General features: G+C 52.3%; 13 protein-coding genes. 5 read left to right on the forward strand and 8 right to left on the reverse strand.

Going from position 1 to position 18,547, the window contains the following annotated elements; translation table 11 throughout:
* Positions 1–107: 107 nt before the first annotated feature.
* Together cysK and ABC502_RS08825 are read right to left on the reverse strand one after the other, a co-directional pair.
* A complete protein-coding gene (gene cysK, locus ABC502_RS08820; RefSeq protein ID WP_330089046.1) occupies positions 108–1,076 on the reverse strand; it encodes a cysteine synthase A in 969 nt (322 codons plus the stop codon).
* Between the two features lie 156 nt (positions 1,077–1,232).
* Positions 1,233–2,924, reverse strand: coding sequence for a hypothetical protein (locus tag ABC502_RS08825; protein ID WP_345915607.1), 1,692 nt, complete (start codon positions 2,922–2,924; stop codon positions 1,233–1,235).
* 211 nt (positions 2,925–3,135) lie between these two features.
* On the opposite strand from ABC502_RS08825, the gene ABC502_RS08830 reads away from it, so the two are divergent.
* The 3 genes from ABC502_RS08830 (at position 3,136) to ABC502_RS08840 (ending at position 6,388) form a co-directional block, all read left to right on the forward strand.
* The gene (locus tag ABC502_RS08830; RefSeq protein ID WP_345915608.1) at positions 3,136–3,975 is read left to right on the forward strand and encodes a MoxR family ATPase; all 840 of its coding nucleotides are present in this window, start codon (positions 3,136–3,138) and stop codon (positions 3,973–3,975) included.
* On the forward strand, positions 3,975–5,147 hold the full coding sequence (locus ABC502_RS08835; RefSeq protein WP_345915609.1) for a VWA domain-containing protein: 1,173 nt from the start codon (positions 3,975–3,977) through the stop codon (positions 5,145–5,147). Before ABC502_RS08830 ends, ABC502_RS08835 begins: the two co-directional genes overlap by 1 nt.
* A 107-nt stretch (positions 5,148–5,254) precedes the next feature.
* On the forward strand, positions 5,255–6,388 hold the full coding sequence (locus ABC502_RS08840; RefSeq protein ID WP_330089050.1) for a beta-ketoacyl-ACP synthase III: 1,134 nt from the start codon (positions 5,255–5,257) through the stop codon (positions 6,386–6,388).
* On the opposite strand, the gene ABC502_RS08845 is transcribed toward ABC502_RS08840, so the two are convergent.
* Positions 6,337–8,391, reverse strand: coding sequence for an ATP-binding protein (locus ABC502_RS08845; RefSeq protein ID WP_345915610.1), 2,055 nt, complete (start codon positions 8,389–8,391; stop codon positions 6,337–6,339). The genes ABC502_RS08840 and ABC502_RS08845 overlap by 52 nt on opposite strands.
* 256 nt (positions 8,392–8,647) lie before the next feature.
* On the opposite strand from ABC502_RS08845, the gene ABC502_RS08850 reads away from it, so the two are divergent.
* Together ABC502_RS08850 and ABC502_RS08855 are read left to right on the forward strand one after the other, a co-directional pair.
* Positions 8,648–9,850: an efflux RND transporter periplasmic adaptor subunit gene (locus ABC502_RS08850; RefSeq protein ID WP_345915611.1), complete on the forward strand. Its 1,203-nt coding sequence runs from the start codon at positions 8,648–8,650 to the stop codon at positions 9,848–9,850.
* A 2-nt stretch (positions 9,851–9,852) separates the two neighbouring features.
* Positions 9,853–13,023: an efflux RND transporter permease subunit gene (locus ABC502_RS08855; protein ID WP_345915613.1), complete on the forward strand. Its 3,171-nt coding sequence runs from the start codon at positions 9,853–9,855 to the stop codon at positions 13,021–13,023.
* 44 nt (positions 13,024–13,067) lie between these two features.
* Here ABC502_RS08855 and ABC502_RS08860 read toward each other — a convergent pair whose 3' ends face one another.
* The 5 genes from ABC502_RS08860 to pabB all read right to left on the reverse strand — a co-directional run bounded on the left by ABC502_RS08860 (position 13,068) and on the right by pabB (position 18,524).
* Entirely contained in the window at positions 13,068–14,444 is a 1,377-nt protein-coding gene (locus ABC502_RS08860; protein WP_330089097.1) for an L-serine ammonia-lyase, read from the reverse strand.
* Positions 14,445–14,651: 207 nt separating this feature from the next.
* A complete protein-coding gene (locus tag ABC502_RS08865) occupies positions 14,652–15,872 on the reverse strand; it encodes a dipeptidase (RefSeq protein WP_345915614.1) in 1,221 nt (406 codons plus the stop codon).
* 106 nt (positions 15,873–15,978) lie between these two features.
* Positions 15,979–16,455, reverse strand: a complete 477-nt coding sequence (locus ABC502_RS08870) for a YqhA family protein (protein ID WP_330089055.1) — start codon at positions 16,453–16,455, stop codon at positions 15,979–15,981.
* A gap of 114 nt (positions 16,456–16,569) precedes the next feature.
* Positions 16,570–17,148: a CoA pyrophosphatase gene (locus ABC502_RS08875; RefSeq protein WP_345915615.1), complete on the reverse strand. Its 579-nt coding sequence runs from the start codon at positions 17,146–17,148 to the stop codon at positions 16,570–16,572.
* Entirely contained in the window at positions 17,145–18,524 is a 1,380-nt protein-coding gene (pabB, locus tag ABC502_RS08880) for an aminodeoxychorismate synthase component I (RefSeq protein ID WP_345915616.1), read from the reverse strand. Before pabB ends, ABC502_RS08875 begins: the two co-directional genes overlap by 4 nt.
* Between the last annotated feature and the right edge of the window lie 23 nt (positions 18,525–18,547).

Consider the following 18,547-nt stretch of genomic DNA (forward strand, 5'->3'; position numbering starts at 1 on the left):
CTCAAGTTTGGGCTTTGAAAGCCAATCTGTAAAGTAGCAACTTTATTTAAGGCGAAACACAGGCAGAAAAAAAGGCCGCCGAAGCGACCTTTGCAATAAACCGCAGCTTAGGCTTGCAGCTCTTGTTCGGTAAAGACATCGGCAAACAGTGGGCTAGAGAGATAGCGCTCTGCTGAGCTTGGTAAAATAACCACAATGTTTTTATCGGCAAACTCTGGCAATTCGGCCAAGCGGTTTGCGGCAACCACTGCGGCGCCGGAAGAGATACCAGCTAAAATACCTTCCTCTTTCATTAAGCGGTGGGCCATAGCAATGGCGTCGTCGTTGCTGACCAGCTCAACCCGGTCGATCATCTCAAGATCCAGGTTGCCCGGGATAAAACCGGCACCGATGCCCTGAATTTTGTGTGGTCCTGGTTTTAGCTCTTCACCGGCGCGCTGCTGGGTGATAACTGGTGAGTCGGTTGGCTCTACCGCTACGCTAATAAGTGGATGTTTTTTCTCCAGTTTGATAAAGCGGCTTACCCCGGTAATGGTGCCACCGGTGCCGACACCCGCTACAAAGACATCAATTTTGCCATCGGTGTCGTTCCAGATTTCCGGGCCTGTGGTCTCAAAGTGAATTTGCGGGTTGGCCGGGTTGTCGAACTGCTGCAGCAGTACGTACTTTTCCGGGTTGGAGGCCTGAATTTCTTTTGCTTTTTCAATAGCACCTTTCATGCCTTTAGGGCCTTCGGTCAGCACCAGATTAGCCCCCAGCGCTTTTAGCAACTTGCGGCGCTCCAGGCTCATGGTCGCCGGCATGGTCAGGGTGAGTTTGTAACCTCGGCTGGCAGCAACGAATGCCAGCGCAATACCTGTATTACCAGAGGTCGGCTCGATCAACTCTTTGCCTTCACCCAGTAAGCCTTTTTGCTCGGCATCCCAAATCATAGCAGCACCAATCCGGCATTTGACGCTAAAGCTTGGATTGCGCGCTTCAATTTTAGCGAACACTTTGCCGCCAGTGACACGATTCAGTTTGACCAGCGGGGTACGGCCGATCGACAACGAGTTGTCATCAAAAATATTTGCCATTACGAAGACTCCAGTTTCCTAGCAGAATTTAACCTAAATTAACGCCTGGACGGCCAAAAGCAAAGAAGCGTTTTGCTATAAGTTATAGCTGTTTGGCCATAGCCTGAGTACTGAAATGCCCGCAAGTCAGGAGCATAGTGCGGGCTCTTGAGCACTTTAGGGATACAGGGCATTGAATAAATCACTCTCTGAGAGCTGTTGGCCAAAATACGAGGTATGCCGACTTTTTACCTGAGTTGGTTGTTTTACCGGATGGGGCTGACAGGGAGCTATGATTTGTTGTGCTGTTTCCGTCACTACCCAGTCATGGCGCCAGGATACCAGAAGCGCAGAGATCAAAGCATGCAAGGTGCGCGCACCAATCCGCCGTAGCAAGCGTTGCTCACGGATTAAACTGCTATCGAAGGTACCGGATACAGTGACCAGAGTAGTAGTGAGCGGTCCTTGCGCGCGTAGCGCCTGATTTTCTGTGTTCAGTTTGCTCATCATCTGCAGGCCCGGTAATTGCTGTAAGGCGCGCTCGGAATGCTGAGCCAGGGCGTTCAGCATGGTAAGAGGTGCACTGCCAAGGGTTAACAGGCGCATGGCACTGCAAAAGGTTGCCAAAGTGCGGGGGAGCGTTAGATAGCCAACCTCGTTTGCCGCTGCAACAGTAACGCCATGCTGAATATTCAGGTTGGGGCAGTGGACTGCCAGGTACTTCAGCAGCAAAGCCCCACGTGAAAAGCCCAGTGCGGTGACAGGCTGGCTGAAACAACGCTTGCCAAGGATGTCTTGCAATTGAGCGGCATTTTGTTCCAGCGTTGAGAACAAGGTATCGTGATCAAATGCCAGAATTTGCTCAAAGTCTGTTTGGGCAAGCAACTGCTCCAGAAACACCTGGTTGCTGCCCGCTACTGGTTTTTCAAACAGATTGCCATAAGTACCCCGGGTTGAGGAAAAGGTGCCATGCAGTAGCAGCAGTGTTTTGCGATCAAAATCAATATCTTCAGCGGTTACATCAGTAAAGTAATAGCCTTGCTGCTGGTTTTGCCAGAGTAGCAGATTGTGTTTTACCAACCCAACCCGGTCGGCTACCCGGCGCAGGATATCTGCAGAGGTGCTGTTTTGCCGTTTAAAAATAAGCACCTTGAGAACCAGCTTGGTTGCTGCGATGTCGTCATCAGTCTGAGTAGACAGACGGGGAGGGAGAGCACCACCTTCCTCGCTGAGTACCAGCCCGGTTGCCGGATAAGCCGGTATACGGTAATGCAAACGGTCACGCTGGTGGCACTGATGCTGATCGTCGGTAGGCTCCGGGAGCAGATATTCAATGCTGGTATCGGTTGGGTCGGCCAACATGTCGCCTTTTTTCTTTTTCGACATCCGTTGGTAAAACACCAGCGCACCCTCGTCGGCTGCTACAAAAACGGTAAGCCGTAACATCGGAATTTCATCTGCGGTAAAGCCCTGGCCGCAGTCGGGAAGTGTGACTTGTTCCAGGCTCAGGTAACGCTCGATCACAGGCTCGCTGTCTGGCTGACCTGGTTGATTCAGGTACTGAGGCCGTCCTTCGCGGATGGCCTGAATTTCCTGTAAGGTGGATTCGCCAGAATGGGCGACAGAGGATGCCACACTGCCGTGGGATGAGCATAAAAGGGTGCCTTTCAGCAGAAAGGGCTGATGGTCCCAACTGCCCAGCGTACCCCAAATTCCTTTCTTTCGGTTTCGCTCGGCAGACTGCCGTTGAATAAAGCGCAAATCCTTGCGGGTCAGGCGTTTTTTGCTGGTGTACTCGCCAAGTGGCAGGAAAGACTCACCATCTTTATTGGATGTGAGCATGTTTCTGGGGGAAATACGCAGTCTCATCGTGCAGCTCCATTCTTAAGGAATACAACGGAGAATACGCAGAGGACAGACAGCGAAACAGACAGACCTTGCCTTCCGTGACCAGGATACAACAGGCAGTATAGTTGAAGTTTCGTTAAAATGAAGCAACATTCATGGTTTTTTATGGCTGATGCTGGTATGACCTGCAGGCAAAAGGTAAAGTAGCAGCAGGTTGCAAAAAGGATCCATTATGTCGTTTCAAAGTACCGAACACTATATCGTTTCCGATGAGTTGGCACTGGCGGTCAATGCGGCGGTTACACTGGAAAAGCCCCTGTTAATCAAAGGCGAGCCGGGTACCGGCAAAACCCGCCTGGCGGAAGAGCTGGCCGAGGCCCTGGGAGCTGAGCTTATCAGCTGGCCGATTAAATCCACCACCAAAGCCCAGCATGGTCTGTACGAGTACGATGCCGTCTCGCGGTTGCGTGATAGCCAGCTTGGCAGTGATAAGGTGCAGGACATCAGCAACTACATTCGACCCGGCAAGCTGTGGCTGGCCTTTACCGCAGAACAGCGGCCGGTGTTGCTGATCGATGAAATCGACAAAGCCGATATCGAGTTTCCCAATGACTTGTTGTATGAGTTGGATCGGATGGCATTTTACGTACACGAGACTGGTGAGGAAGTCGCCGCCAAACAACGACCCATCGTGATCATTACCTCGAATAACGAAAAAGAACTGCCGGATGCATTTCTGCGTCGCTGTTTTTTCCATTACATCCGCTTTCCGGATGCAGCGCTGCTGAGGGAGATCGTTGGGGTGCATTTCCCGAACATTCAACAACAGCTGCTGAGCACAGCGCTGGAAGTATTCTTTGAACTGCGTGAATTGCCCAACCTGAAAAAGAAGCCGTCCACCTCCGAGCTGTTGGACTGGTTAAAGTTACTGCTGGCGGAAGATATCCCGGTCGAAGTACTGCAAGACAAACAACAAAAAGGCGGTTTAATGCCGATGTTTGGCGCCTTGCTGAAAAATGAGCAGGATGTCGCCCTGGTAGAAAAACTGGCCTTTATGGCGCGTCGCCGCTGATGCTGATCCAGTTTTTCCAAACGCTGCGCAAGCATGGCCTGAGCGTCAGCCTTACTGAGTTGCTGGATCTGCTGGCAGCACTGGATAAGCAGGTGGTGTTTGCCGATACCGAAGGCTTTTATTACCTGGCACGGCTGGTGCTGGTGAAGGATGAGCGCAACTACGACAAGTTCGACCGGGCTTTTGCCGAGTACTTCGAAGGTGTTGCTGCCGTCGATATTGCCAGCAAAATCCCTGACGACTGGCTAAAGCCGGATGTGATCCGCCAGTTGACTGAGGCTCAAAAAGAGGCGCTGAAAGGCCTTGGCAGTCTGGATGAGTTGCTCAAGCAATTTAAAGAGCGTTTAGCCGAGCAGCAAAAACGTCATGCCGGTGGTAACAAATGGATTGGTACCGGCGGCACCTCACCCTTTGGTGCCTATGGCTACAATCCGGAGGGGATCCGAATTGGTCAGGACCGCTCGGGTGCCAGACGGGCGGTTAAAGTCTGGGACAAGCGTGAGTTTCGTGATCTGGATGGTGATGCCGAGCTCAATAACCGCTCCATCAAGCTGGCGTTACGGCAACTGCGTCGTTTTGCCCGCAGCGGCGCCAGTCAGGAGCTGGATTTGCCGGAAACCATCCGTGCTACCTCGCAGCAGGGCGGTTGGCTGGATTTGCAGTGGCAGCCAGAGCGGCACAACGCCATCAAGGTGCTGTTGTTTTTTGACGTTGGCGGCTCGATGGATGATTATATTCAGGAATGCGAGCAGCTGTTTGCCGCGGCGCGAGCCGAGTTTAAGCAGTTGGAGTTTTTTTACTTTCACAACTGTGTGTACGAAGGTGTTTGGAAACACAATCAACGCCGGCGTGAGCAGCAGACCAGTGTATTGGATTTGATCCACACCTACGGCTCGGATTACAAGCTCATCTTTGTCGGTGATGCCACTATGGGCCCTTATGAAATTGCCTGGCCCGGCGGTAGTGTTGAGCATTACAACGAAGAGGCCGGCGAAGTCTGGTTAAGGCGCTTGCTGGCTCAGTACCCCAAAGCCGTCTGGCTGAACCCGCAACCTGAGGCCTGGTGGCCGCATTATCAGTCGATTGGCCAGATCCAGCGCATCATGACAAAGCGCATGTATCCACTGACATTGGATGGTCTGCAGCAGGCGATGCGGGCTTTATTGAACTAAAGTCAGAAAAAGGTCACATTTGCGCTGTCAGCTTTTGCTGACAGCGGTATAATCAGTTGATAAAGACCAGATCTGACAGCACAGATCGAATACGACAAGGTTAGGCTATGAAAAATATTGTGATCAGTGGCTCAGGTGTTTTTACGCCAGCCGACAGTATTTCCAACGAAGAGCTGGTCGCCAGCTTCAATCAGTATGTGGATAACTTCAATCAGCAGCATGCGGCTGAGATTGAACGTGGCGAGCTGGAGGCCCTGGGGCATTCGAGCTGCGAATTTATCGAAAAAGCCTCCGGCATCAAGTCACGCCATGTGCTCTACAAAGAGGGTATTCTGGATCCTGCGGTGATGCATCCGGTGTTTCCGCGTCGTGGTGAAGACCAGGCGCCGGAAATGGTGGAAATGGCGCTTATCGCTGCCAAAGAAGCGATGGCAGAGGCTGGCAAAACTGCCAGTGATATTGACCTGATCATCTGCGCCGCTTCCAATATGCAGCGGCCTTATCCGGCTTTATCGGTAGAGCTGCAGCAGCAGTTGGGTGTAACTGGTTATGCCTTTGATATGAATGTAGCCTGTTCTTCTGCTACCTTTGCCATCAGCAATGCAGCCAATGCCATTCGTGGCGGTACCGCCAAAGTTGTATTGGTAGTAAACCCGGAGTTTGCTTCACCTCAGGTCAATTATCGCAGCCGCGATAGCCACTTCATTTTTGGCGATGTCTGCACCGCCACTATTATTGAAGCCGAAGACACTTGCAGTTCACCTTTGGCGTTTCGGATTTTGGGCATGCGCCTTAAAACCGAGTTTTCTAACAACATTCGCTGCGATATTGGCTATACCGAGCATTGCTTTGCATCACCCGAGCCGGAGATCGCGTTTTTCCGCCAGCAAGGTCGCAAGGTGTTTAAAGAGTTACTGCCGTTGGTGGCCGATGTGATTGCGACAGAGATGGCTGCACAGCAGGTGACGCCGGAGCAATTAAAGCGCCTGTGGTTGCATCAGGCCAATATCAATATGAACATCTTTGCCGCCAAAAAAATTCTTGGCAGGGATCCGTTGCCGGAGGAAGCACCTTTGGTATTGGATCGCTATGCCAATACAGCATCAGCGGGCTCCATCATTGCTTTTCACCAACATAAGACCGGGCTGCAAGCGGGTGATAAGGCCATTTTGTGCTCTTTTGGTGCAGGTTACTCCATTGGCTGTTTGGTGCTGGAGCAGTTGGCTGCTGCCGGCGCATGAGTAAGCAGAGCTTTGGGGAAATACAGCAATAACTCAAAACCTGTCTGGCAGGCAGTGAGCTCGACACTGCCACCAAATGCCTGAGTCATCAGGTTGTACACCAGGTTAAGACCAAGGCCGGTCCGTCCGGCTCCCCGGGCTGTGGTATAAAATGGTTCGAACACATGTTGACGCTCTGTCTCTTCGATGCCACAGCCATTGTCACTGTAGCGTAACACTAAATGGTCGGTTTGCTGCTCCAGTGCCAGCCTGATCTGTGGCTTTTCCTCCTGGGTTAAGCCATGTTGTAATGAGTTTTGAAACAGCTCCAGCAACACCATCTGCAATTGTTGACCACTGCAATGAAGCGTAAGCTCTGTGCCTTCTTCCAGCACCTGAACTCTTCGCAGCTGCTCACTCAATAACGTTCGGACGCTGGCGATTAAAGCCGACAGACTGACATCGTAGTCCTGTTCGGGGCGAATGGCCAACTGCTTGATATTCTGCACCAGATTTGAGCAGCGCTGCAGGGTTTGCTGGCACAATTTAAGGGTTGTTGCCGACTTTTCACAAAAAGACTGAAACTTTTGCTGAGTCAACTGCTTGTTCCGGGCTGAGGCGCTAAATACGGTGACTTGCTCATCCAATAACGAGAGCGCTGTCGTCAGGATCCCAAGCGGTGTATTCATTTCGTGCGCCAGGCCAGAAACCAGAGTGCCAAGCGACGCCATCTTTTCTGATTCAATAAGCTGTTGCTGTGCCTGCTGCAACTGCTGCAGTGATTGATGGAGCTTCCTGGTCAGGTGTTCGGCCTGAATGCGTTTTTGTTGCTGCCGCCGGAAAAAATAAATCAGCAACAGCGAACCGAGAGCAAGTGCGCTGATAATGGTGATATTTTGGCGGTGCTGATGCCGCGCCGTCAATTCAGAGAGCAGCAACTGGGTTTCCAGCTCTGCAATGGCTTGTTGTTGTTGCTGAAAATACAACTGGTCCCGTAGCCCCACCACGTGACGACGTGACTGTTCGTTTTGCTTTTGGCTATAAAGGCGCTGGTATTGCTGCAAGGCCTCGAGTGCTGCCGGATAGTTTTGTTGTGCCTGATAGAGCTGACTTTGCAACAGAACCGCTTGCAGCTCATTCTCTGGCAGGGAATGCTTTGCCAGCAACTGGCTAACTTGCGCCAGCTTTTGCTCAGCGCTATCCAGTGCTCCAAGGGCTAAAGCCTGTTGCGCCTGCACCAGGTACATCTGGCTGATGGAGTAGGGATCATCACGTTGCAGGTAGTAATCAAGCGCCAGTGATGCGTAGTGACTGGCCGCTTCGTATTGCTGCAGTGCCAGGTAGCTGCTGGCCAGGGTGCGTTGCACAAAGGCAATGTCATCGGCCTGGAAAAAAGCCAGTTGCAGAGACTCTTCCAGATGCGCTATTGCTGTTTCATAGTGCTCCATCGCCACCAGCAGTGACGATTGATTATTACGGATAATGGCCCTGGTAGCGGCGCTCAGGCTGTAGCGATTTGCCAATTGCTCTGCTTGTTGCAGCAACTGGCTGGCTTCATCGTACAAGCCAATACTTCGTACCAACAAAGCACTATTGGTGGTAATGGAGGCAATGCGTTCGTGGTGCTGATGCTGCAGTGCCAATTGGTAAGCTTGTTCTAAATGTTGTTGAGCCGGTACCAGCTCGTTGCGACGAAACGCAAAAATTGCCAGTAACTCATAACTACGAATTTGCCACTCGGTTCGCTCTGGCGGAACCTGCTGCAACCACTCCTTGATCAAAGCCTCTCCCTGGCTGCTGTTGGAGAGAATCAACAACTGGTATGCCAGTGCATTGGTCAAATGGTAACGGCGCTGCCAATCCAAAGCATCCGTTTGTGCCAGTAATTCCATAGTGTTGTTGTAAGCAGCGCCTGGCTCAGCTTTACTCTGTTGCATAAGCTCTGTATACCAGTCAGGCTCGGCAGCCAGCAGCAGGCCTGGCCACAGCAGAGTAAAAAGTAGAAGGTGCACATGTTTTCGCATGGCAGGAAAGGCTCCTGACGGTGAGTGTTGCAGGCTGCTTTGTAACAAAGTATGTCTGCTGAGTTGGTTTTTCTCCAGTCCGCTGCAAATACTAGCAGGCTGTAAAATTGCAACTGACTGATTTTCAATCATTTTGATTTATTTTTATGCTCGGTCGCGCTGAAGGTGTTTTTAGCCTTGTAACATTTAATGCAACCAGATCGGGCTTTTTTTCGTTAGTATAGCTAGTACTTATAAAGACAAGTTAGTGAGTTCCATGGCAAAGCAAAAATTAAAAATTATCTTGCCTGTAGTGATCCTGTTGATTGCAGTCTTGTTGATGATTGTGCTGATGAAAGGCCGTCAACCTGCGGAACAACGCGAAGATGTTGCAGTAGGAGTGCTGGTGGATGTGATATCAGCACAACCTGAAGAGTTGATTTACCGGATAAGCTCTCAAGGGACTGTTCGCCCCAGGTTGATGACCAGCCTGGTCTCTGAGGTGAACGGCCGCATCATTGAAGTATCTCCCAACTTTGTTGAGGGTGGTTTTTTTGCTGCCGGTGAGCTATTGGTAAAAGTCGAGCAGGATGACTATTTAACGGCGGTGAAAGCGGCGGAAGCTAATCTGGCACGGGCTACTGCGGCCTTGCAGGAAGAGCTTGCCCGGGTGCGGGTTGCCGAGGAAGAGTGGGCTTCTTTCACCGAAGGGGAGGCACCCGAACTTGGTTTGCGCCGGCCTCAGCTGGCGCGTGAGTTGGCCAATGTACGTTCTGCTGAAGCTGAACTGGAGCGGGCAGTCAGGGATCTTAGCCGTACCGAATTACGGGCACCATACGCCGGATTACTGCAGAGCAAAACGGTGAATATCGGTCAGTTTATCAGCCGGGGGACTGTGCTTGGCAGTATTTTCGGTACTGACTTGGCAGAAGTGCGATTACCACTGACTGATCATGATCTGGCCTTTATGCAACTACCTGGTGGTGAGCAGTCAAGCTATCCGCTCGTTGAGTTGACGGCTCTGGTTGCAGGCCAGCAGCAGCATTGGCAGGGCAGGCTGACACGTACCGAAGGAGTGCTGGATGAGCGAAGCCGGGTGATTTACGCCGTAGTGCAGGTGGATGATCCCTATCGTTTACAAACCGATGGCAAGCAGCCACTGCGGTTTGGCCGTTTTGTCCATGCAGCTATTGAAGGCAGCTCGTCTGGTCAGGTTATTCGGTTGCCTCGTAACTTGGTACGACCAGGCAACCAGGTATTGCTGGTGAATGCTGATAGCCAGCTGGAGTTCAGGCCTGTCCAGGTTCAACGCACCGATGAGCGTTATGCCTATGTGATGGAGGGGCTTGCTGCCGGCGAGCATTTAGTGGTGTCAGCTTTACCCAATCCTCTGGCTGGCATGCAGGTTCGCCTTGGTCGGGTGGATGGTGAGTGGCTGGACAGTCCTGCCGTTTCAGACACTGAAGCGGCGGGAGACTGAGCATGGATACACAAAAAGGGATTATTGCCTGGTTCGCCCGCAACAGTGTAGCAGCCAACCTGCTGATGGTGGTGCTGATTATTGCTGGCGCTGCTTCTTTGATGACCATCAAGAAACAAATCTTTCCTGAAATTGCGCTGGATGAAGTGACCATCCGGGTGCCTTACCTGGGCGCTGCGCCGCAGGAAGTGGAAAGTGCGGTCATTGATAAGATTGAAGAGCGACTGCGTTCGATCAATGGTATCAAGCGTATTCGCTCTACCGCAGTGGAAGGCTTGGGCACGGTACGGGCCGAGATTTCATCCAGTTACGACATTATGGAAGTCATGGACGAAATCAAAACTCAGGTGGCTGCTATTGCTACCTTCCCGGAGCAGGCTGAACGCCCTGTGGTGTATCGGCAGCGGTTTCAAAGTACAGTGATCTGGCTCTCGCTCTACGGCAATGCCGACGAGCGCAGTATGAAAGAGCTGGCCAAGCACATTCGTGATGACTTAAAAAAACGTTACAGCATCAGCCAGGTTGAGGTGGTTGGAGCCCGCGACTATGAAATCTCCATCGAGTTATCCGAAGCGGTGCTGCGGGAGTATCAACTGACGTTTGAGCAGGTGGTACAGGCCATTCGCGCCAGCTCGGTCGATATTCCCGGTGGCTCCATTCGCTCTGATTCGGGCAATATTTTATTGCGCACCAAAGGCCAGGCGTACCGTGGCCATGAGTTTGCCGATATCATCCTGCTGCGTTTTAACGACGGTACCCGGCTCAGGCTGGGCGATATTGCGTACATCAATGATGGTTTTATCGAGCGCGATGGTGAAGCTACCTTCGATGGTATGCCCTCGATCTCCATCCGGGTGGATGCTGTCGGTGATGATAACAGCCTGCAAATCTCGCAAAACGTGAAGCGTTATGTCGAAGAGCAGCGCGAGATGCTACCTGCGGGAATTTATCTGGATCATTGGGGCGACAGCAGTTACTACCTGCAGGGGCGCATCGAGCTGATGACCAGCAATCTGCTGTACGGTGTCCTGCTGGTGCTGCTGGCGCTCACCTTGTTTCTGGAGTTTCGGATTGCCTTCTGGGTCATGGTCGGGATCCCGGTTTGTTTTCTTGGTGCCCTTGCATTGATGCCGTTGCCGATGTTCGGTGTTTCCATCAACATGATTAGTCTGTTTGGCTTCATACTGGTGCTGGGTATCGTGGTGGACGATGCCATCATTATTGGTGAGAGTGCTTTTAGCGAAATCGAGAAAAAAGGCAAGTCGATGGACTCGGTGATCGCCGGAGCCAAGAAAGTGGCCATGCCAGCTACTTTTGGGGTACTGACGACCATTGCTGCTTTTTTACCCATGCTGATGGTTGGCGGCTCGATGGGGCCTATTTGGGAGTCGATTGCCTGGGTGGTTATTTTGTGTCTGGCTTTTTCCATCGTGGAATCCAAACTGATTTTGCCTACCCACATTGCCCATATCGATACCAAACCCTGGGATCCGGACCGGCATGGTTTGTTTTACGCGACAGGCCGTGGTGCCAGCAATTTTTTACGTGGGATCCGTCAATGGGTCGCCGATAAGCTGCAGCATGTTATCCACCAACACTACCGGCCTTTTATCAGTCGCTGCATAGAGTTTCGCTATCTGACCCTGGTTAGCTTTTTTTCACTGATGCTGCTGATGATAGGTTTGCTGGGTGGTGGTTTTGTCCGTTGGGTGTTTTTCCCGGATATCCCAAGTGACTTTATTCAGGCCAGTATCTTGATGGAAGAGGGCTCGTCAAGCCAGCAAACCCAGCAAGCCCTGGATGAAATGGAAGCCGCATTAATGCGCGCCAATGAGCGGCTGAAATCCGAATACAATGCCGATGTGATTCAGCACCGGCTGGTCTTTTTGAACAGTGATACCCGTGGACAGATGGTACTGGAGCTGGAGAAAAGCGAAGGCCGCGAAATTGATGGCTTTGAAATTGCCCGCATTTGGCGTGAAGAAATGCCAGAGATCGCCGGAATGCGTTCATTTAATATCAATGCCTCTACCGGCGCTGGTGGAGGTGGTGCTGATATAGCACTGCAAATTCGCGGCGATAATTTGCAGATGCTCGAAGCCGCTGCCGAAGAGCTAAAACGGGCATTGGAGCAATACGAAGGGGTGTACGATATTCAGGACAACCTGAGTGGCGGCAATGATGAGGTAGTGCTGAGTTTAAAACCGGAAGCGGATTTATTGGGGCTGACATTATCGGATCTGGCGCGCCAGGTGCGGTATGGCTTCTATGGCGCCGAAGCACAGCGGGTGCAGCGCGATGGCGAAGAAGTGAAAGTGATGGTGCGTTACCCGAAAGAGGAACGCAACTCATTGGGCAATTTAGAGCAGATGCGCATCCGCACAGCCGATGGTGGTGAGGTGCCTTTTAACATGGTTGCCAGCTATCAGTTGCAGCCAGCCTTTAATGCCATTAATCGGGTCAATGGCGAGCGGGCGGTAACCATTACCGCAGCAGCGGATAAAGATCGCATCGAGCCGGGCCGGGTGGTACGGGAAGTGCGGCAAGGCATTATGAAAGAACTGCCACAGCGTTACCCTGGCGTTACTACGGCGCTGGAAGGTAGCAGCCAGGATGAAATGGATGCGCAGCGCGATATGCTAAAAGCCGCCGTGCTGGCGCTGTTTCTTATCTATGCCTTAATGGCCATTCCGCTGAAATCCTACAGCCAGCCGCTGATTATTATGAGCGTGATCCCCTTTGGCCTGATTGGTGCTGTGGTTGGCCATATGGTACTGGGGCTTAGCATGAGCATTATGTCGGTGTTTGGTCTGATTGCGCTGGCCGGTGTGGTGGTGAATGACAGTTTGATTATGGTGGATTTTGTCAATAAAGCCAGAGCGGCCGGGCACAGCATTCGTCAGGCGGTGGAGGAGGCGGGTACCATGCGTTTTCGCGCTATTGTCCTCACCTCCATGACTACCTTCTTGGGCTTAACGCCCATCGTGCTGGAGCGCAGTTTGCAGGCACAAATCGTGGTGCCGATGGCAGTATCGCTGGCCTTTGGTATTTTGTTTGCCACCGTGATCACCTTGATCCTGATCCCTGCGCTTTATGTGATTCTGGAAGACTTTAAGAATTTGTTTCGCAGCAAGGAGCAAAAAATCGATACCCGGTTCAGGGAGATTAGCTGAGTAGAGGTAGTAAAAAAAAGCCCCTGAATTCAGGGGCTTTTGCATTAACACTCAATAATGTTTACGGCCAGACCACCGCGTGAGGTTTCTTTGTACTTGGTTTGCATGTCTTTGCCGGTGTCCCACATGGTTTTAATCACTTTATCCAGTGACACCTTGTGATCACCACTGCCCCGCAGTGCCAGTCGTGATGCATTGATGGCTTTGACGGCTCCCATGGCATTGCGCTCGATGCAGGGCACCTGCACCAGGCCACCGACCGGATCGCAGGTCAGGCCTAAATTGTGTTCCATGCCAATTTCTGCTGCATTTTCTACATGGCTGGCTGAGCCACCAAGAATTTCCGTTAAAGCACCGGCGGCCATCGAGCAAGCGACGCCCACCTCCCCCTGGCAACCGACTTCGGCACCAGAAATGGACGCATTCTTTTTGTACAAAATGCCGATTGCGGCAGCCGTTAACAGATAACGCATGGCAATATCGGGTGTTACTGGTTGAATAAACTTGTCGTAGTACATCAGTACTGCAGGGATAATACCGGCAGCGCCATTGGTGGGAGCGGTGACTACCCGGCCACCGGCGGCATTTTCTTCATTGACTGCCAGCGCAAACAAGTTCACCCAATCCATCACCTGCAAGGGATCTGAGCTTTTTTCTACACTAAGGCGTCGATACAACGAAGGAGCCCGCCGCTTTACTTTCAGACCACCAGGTAAAACCCCTTCAGTGCGAATGCCCCGATCGATGCAATCATGCATGGCCTGCCAGATATGAAACAGCTCGTCTTTTATTTGATTGGGCTTACGCAGTACTTTCTCGTTCTCCAGCATCAAACTGGAAATCGACAGGCCATGTTCTTTGCAAAGGGCCAACAGTTCTGTAGCGCTTTCAAACGGGTAGGGCGGCGGGTTATCAGCGGCAAACTGACTGGCGGCTTCTTTTTCTTTGGCAAAATCTTCTGCTTTAACAATAAAGCCCCCACCAATGGAAAAATACACTTCACGCAGCAGCTCGGTTTCTCCGTCCCAGGCTACCAGCTCCATACCATTGGAGTGTTCTTTCAAGGTTTTGCGCCGATGAAAAGTAATGGCACCTTCACGTGGAAACTTCACCGGCTGTTGTTGTGCCAGTTGCAGCTTTTGTTCAGTGTGTACCTGATGCAGTAACTCCGGGATCAGATCCGGGTCTATGCTTTCTGGCAGGTAGCCACTTAGCCCCAGAATCACGGCTTTACCGGTACCATGGCCAATACCAGTCTGCCCAAGAGAGCCATACAGCTCTACTTTTATCCGGCTGACGGATCCAAGTGTGCCCAACTGCTTCAGCTGTTCGGTAAATTGGTGGGCTGCCCGCATCGGCCCAACGGTATGCGAACTGGAGGGACCAATGCCGATGCTAAACATATCAAAAGCGCTGATAATCATAAGTAAAACAAAACAACCTGAAGAAACATCCTGTGATTGTATACCAAAGGTAGTCAGCCGGTAAGTCCCGTTGTAACTGGTCAGGTCTGGTTACAACCTCCAGCCCTTGTCAGTGCTGCTTGCAGAGATTTACATGAAATTTTCTAAGGGAAATGACTGCCGCCCAGCCCGCGCTGACGCGGCAGTTGGTAGATAGGGACGCTGCTAGTGCTTGGCTGCTGCCTCGACCGCGCGCATGACACGCAGGACGTTACCCGACCAGAGCGCACGGATGTCATCTTCCGTATAGCCCCGACGCATCAACTCCCAGGTCACATTGATGGTTTCAGTGGCATCGTCCCAGCCTTCTACGCCGCCGCCGCCGTCAAAATCGGATACAATGCCAACATGCTCAATGCCAATGCGATTGACCGCATAGTCAATGTGATCGACAAATTGGGCTAAGGTCACATCCTGGTAGGTACGGCGCAGCTCGGCCAGGCCATCCATATAGGCTTTGACTTCTGCATCGCTGGCACCGCCCCAACCGGCCGGCAAGTACTGCTGGCGCAGTTCATCTTGGCCACGCTGAATGCGGGGATCCACGTTGGCTACGTAGCTACGAAAGGCCACCATCTGAGCGACACCGCCATTGGCTTTAATGGCATCCAGCTGCTCATCATCCAGATTCCGCAGGTTGGGGTGCACGCCGGAAACACCGGAGTGTGAGGCAATCACTGGCGCGCGCGACAGGGCGATGGCCTCCAGTGAGCTGCGCTTACCAACGTGCGAAATATCGACCATAATGCCGTAATCGTTCAGCTTTTTAACCAGCTCACGGCCCAAATCGGTTAAGCCCTGATCGGGTTTATCACCCTGATCCAACCGCGGATTGGAGCTGCCACCAAATTGATTATTGCCCATATGGGTAATGCCGACATAGCGCACACCGCGCTCAGCCCAAAGCGGAATTTCATCGACGCTGGTGCCAAGCGGATAGGCGTTTTCCATGCCAATCAAGGCCACCAGCTTACCTTGCGCATGCAAGGCTTCTACCTCATCGGCAGTGCGGGCCAGACCAATTTGATCGCGGTAAGCCCTGGTCATGCGTTTAATGGCCTGATAGCTCTCCTCAGCACGGGCTCTGGCAGTAGCATAGCCTTGCTCCGTCATCGAGCCCTGACCCACATAAACAATGAAAAAAGCGGCATCCAGGCCACCGGCACGCATTTTGGGCAAATCGACCTGGGCTCTTGTCATCACGCCCGGATCCATTTGATGCGTAGCGTAACCACGGGCGATATCGACATGGGTATCCAGCGTGATCACGCGGGAGTGCAGCTCCCAGGCCTCACGCTCGCTGACATCGCGCGGCTGGCGCTCGGCCAGGGCTGAGCCCATTAGCAGCAAGGTACTGGCTGCTAAGGCGCTGAAAAGTTTTGACATAGAATGCTCCTGTTCCTGAAGTATTTTTTAGTATAAGTTCGCCAACAGGATAACGATCCTGAGCCGAAAGTACCATCCTATTTGTCCTTAGAAACAGGGCATTAAGCTAGTGATTCATTTGCCGGGCAGCGAAAGTTACCGCCAAAATGACAAAGCCAACAGCCAAACCAAAGTAGAGAGTTTCTAAAGTGGCACCAATTTCCACCGCCTGCTCCAGAAACAGGATCACCAGAATCACCGATGCTACCTGCATCAGAGTGATTTTCAGATCATGAAAATTTTTAATATCCAATGCTTTCAGCAAGCCTTTGTCTTTGCTCTCTTCTTTGGTTAAAAATAGCCGGTACAGCGCTGACGCGATGATTTGAAACGTCAGGGCGATTAGCAAGGTATCCAGTACTTTTAGTAACTTTACCGCCAATCGTTTTCCTTCGTCCGCTTTCACCGGAATGGCCAGCACGGTATCGACAATAATGCCATAGACAATGGACACACTGGCGGCATAGAGCAGGCAAGCCGAAGCCGCGCAGACGATAATGGTCAGAATCACCAGAATGCGACTGCTTTGCAGTAATTTTTCCATGCTGTTTCCTCAGGTAAAAGGTGGATAAGCTGCCAGATTTGAACCTGCTACAGCAACTTGGTTCCTTGTACAGCTCGATCGCTGTTTTGGTTTGTCGGGCTTAGCTATGACAGGCTAAGGTTTGCCAAGCTGCTGCTTTAACCGATGCAAGATGGCTGCGGTAGCGCCCCATATCAGTTGCTGGCGCCAGTGCAAAAAATACACCGGGTACTGTCGGCCCTGATGCTGCCAGTCCCATTGCTGCCAGCGCTCTTCTTGCCATAACTCTGCCAAAGGTGCATGAAAGATATCGGCTACTTCATCCAGTTGCAATTGCCAGCGGGGTGGGGCGTGCACCAGCCCCAGCCAGGGTTCTATCACAAAGCCGGTGCTGGTGGCTTGCGGCGGTAGCTGGCCCACAATGGCGACATCAGCAGGTGATAGTCCCACTTCTTCTTCTGCTTCTCGCAGCGCCGCCATTTTACTGCTTTCACCGCTTTCAATACGGCCACCGGGGAAACTGATTTGGCCGGGGTGATGCTTTAAATGCGCGGCCCGTTTGGTCAGCACCAATTCCAAACCCTGAGGGCCTTGCAAAAACGGCAGTAGCACCGCAGCGCGTTGTGCTCCGCTCTGGTTTTGCAAGGTTCGCGCCGCTGTTGGCGGCAACTGGGTGTTAAAGCGGGCTAGCAGCCAGTCGGTATCCCAACTCATGTTAAGTCTTCAGTTGTATTTTGCAGTATCGGCAGAATTTTATGCACTTTATCCAGCGTTTCCTGGTACTCGCTGTTGACTTCGGAGTCGGCGACAATGCCGCCGCCGGCCCAGCAGTGTAGTTGGCCGTTGCAGGCGACCAGGGTGCGGATGGCGATGTTGGTGTCCATAGCACCGCTTTGGTCGATGTAACCGATGGCGCCGCAGTATACCGAGCGCCGGTGTGGCTCCAGTTGCTCAATAATGGTCATGGCACTGATTTTGGGTGCGCCGGTAATGGAACCACCCGGGAAAGCCGCTTGCAGCAAGTCGGTGGCATCGAGTTCGGTGCGCAAAGTGGCGGTGACGGTGCTGACCAAATGGTGTACCGCCGGGTAGCTTTCAATGGCAAAGAGATCCGGTACCCTTACACTGCCTGGCTCAGCCACCCGGCCTAAGTCATTGCGCAGCAAATCGACAATCATCACGTTTTCAGCCCGATCTTTTGGCGAGTTACGCAGGGCCTCAGCCGTCTCAGCATCCAGTTTGGCATCGCTATGGCGCGGTTTGGTGCCTTTAATAGGCTTGGTTTCTATCTCGCGGTCATGCAGCTGCAAAAAGCGCTCGGGTGAAATACTGAGCACGCAGCCTTCGGGCAGGCGCATAAAAGCAGAGAACGGCGCGGCATTGGCGGCGCGCAGCTTCTGATAGGCTTGCCATTCGCTGCCGCTGTAGCTGGCGCTAAAACGCTGCGCCAGGTTAATCTGGTAGCAGTTACCGGCCAGCAGGTGTTCATGCACCTGTTCAAAGCGGGTCTGGTAGCCGGCTTTGTCCATATTGGCCTGCCAATCACTGGTCAGAGCAAAGGGGCTGGACGCTTGCCGGTACTGACGTAGCCGTTCATTTAGTTTGGTCCAGTTTTGTTCGGCATCGCCGCGATAATCCAGATACCACAGCTGCTGCTTTTCTTTATCCAGCACCAAAGCCCAGAGATAAATGCCGATGGCCATATCCGGCAGTGGCAGATCTTTGCTTGCCGTAGCCGGTATCTGCTCGCTGTAGCGGCCAAGATCATAGCCGAAATAACCCAAAGCACCGCCCTGAAAAGGCAAGTCTAGCTTGGGTGCAGGCTCTGGGAAGTAGCATTTTAAGGCGGCCTTTACCACGGCTAACGGATGTTGCTGGTAATGATGTGCACCTTGATCATCGGTCAGCACCGTATGGCCATCCTTGGCTTCAATGGTACAAACAGGTTCGGCTGCTAAGATATCAAAACGGTTGTTCTTACTAACCGGGCCGGCTGAGTCCAATAAAATCGCCCAGGGCTGCTCTGCCAGCGGGGCAAAAAAATCCAGCAAGTCGATCGGGGCGTCGCCAATAATATGATAGTGCTGCATGCCAATATCCAATTGCACGACCA

Origin of the sequence: Alkalimonas sp. NCh-2, assembly GCF_039631345.1 — a bacterium.
Taxonomy (GTDB): Bacteria; Pseudomonadota; Gammaproteobacteria; order Enterobacterales; family Alteromonadaceae; genus Alkalimonas; species Alkalimonas mucilaginosa.

Coding starts and splice junctions, on each gene's coding strand:
- cysK (WP_330089046.1), bottom strand. CDS start 1,076: ATGGCAAATATTTTTGATGACAACTCGTTGTCGATCGGCCGTACCCCG.
- ABC502_RS08825 (WP_345915607.1), bottom strand. CDS start 2,924: ATGAGACTGCGTATTTCCCCCAGAAACATGCTCACATCCAATAAAGAT.
- ABC502_RS08830 (WP_345915608.1), top strand. CDS start 3,136: ATGTCGTTTCAAAGTACCGAACACTATATCGTTTCCGATGAGTTGGCA.
- ABC502_RS08835 (WP_345915609.1), top strand. CDS start 3,975: ATGCTGATCCAGTTTTTCCAAACGCTGCGCAAGCATGGCCTGAGCGTC.
- ABC502_RS08840 (WP_330089050.1), top strand. CDS start 5,255: ATGAAAAATATTGTGATCAGTGGCTCAGGTGTTTTTACGCCAGCCGAC.
- ABC502_RS08845 (WP_345915610.1), bottom strand. CDS start 8,391: ATGCGAAAACATGTGCACCTTCTACTTTTTACTCTGCTGTGGCCAGGC.
- ABC502_RS08850 (WP_345915611.1), top strand. CDS start 8,648: ATGGCAAAGCAAAAATTAAAAATTATCTTGCCTGTAGTGATCCTGTTG.
- ABC502_RS08855 (WP_345915613.1), top strand. CDS start 9,853: ATGGATACACAAAAAGGGATTATTGCCTGGTTCGCCCGCAACAGTGTA.
- ABC502_RS08865 (WP_345915614.1), bottom strand. CDS start 15,872: ATGTCAAAACTTTTCAGCGCCTTAGCAGCCAGTACCTTGCTGCTAATG.
- ABC502_RS08870 (WP_330089055.1), bottom strand. CDS start 16,455: ATGGAAAAATTACTGCAAAGCAGTCGCATTCTGGTGATTCTGACCATT.
- ABC502_RS08875 (WP_345915615.1), bottom strand. CDS start 17,148: ATGAGTTGGGATACCGACTGGCTGCTAGCCCGCTTTAACACCCAGTTG.
- pabB (WP_345915616.1), bottom strand. CDS start 18,524: ATGCAGCACTATCATATTATTGGCGACGCCCCGATCGACTTGCTGGAT.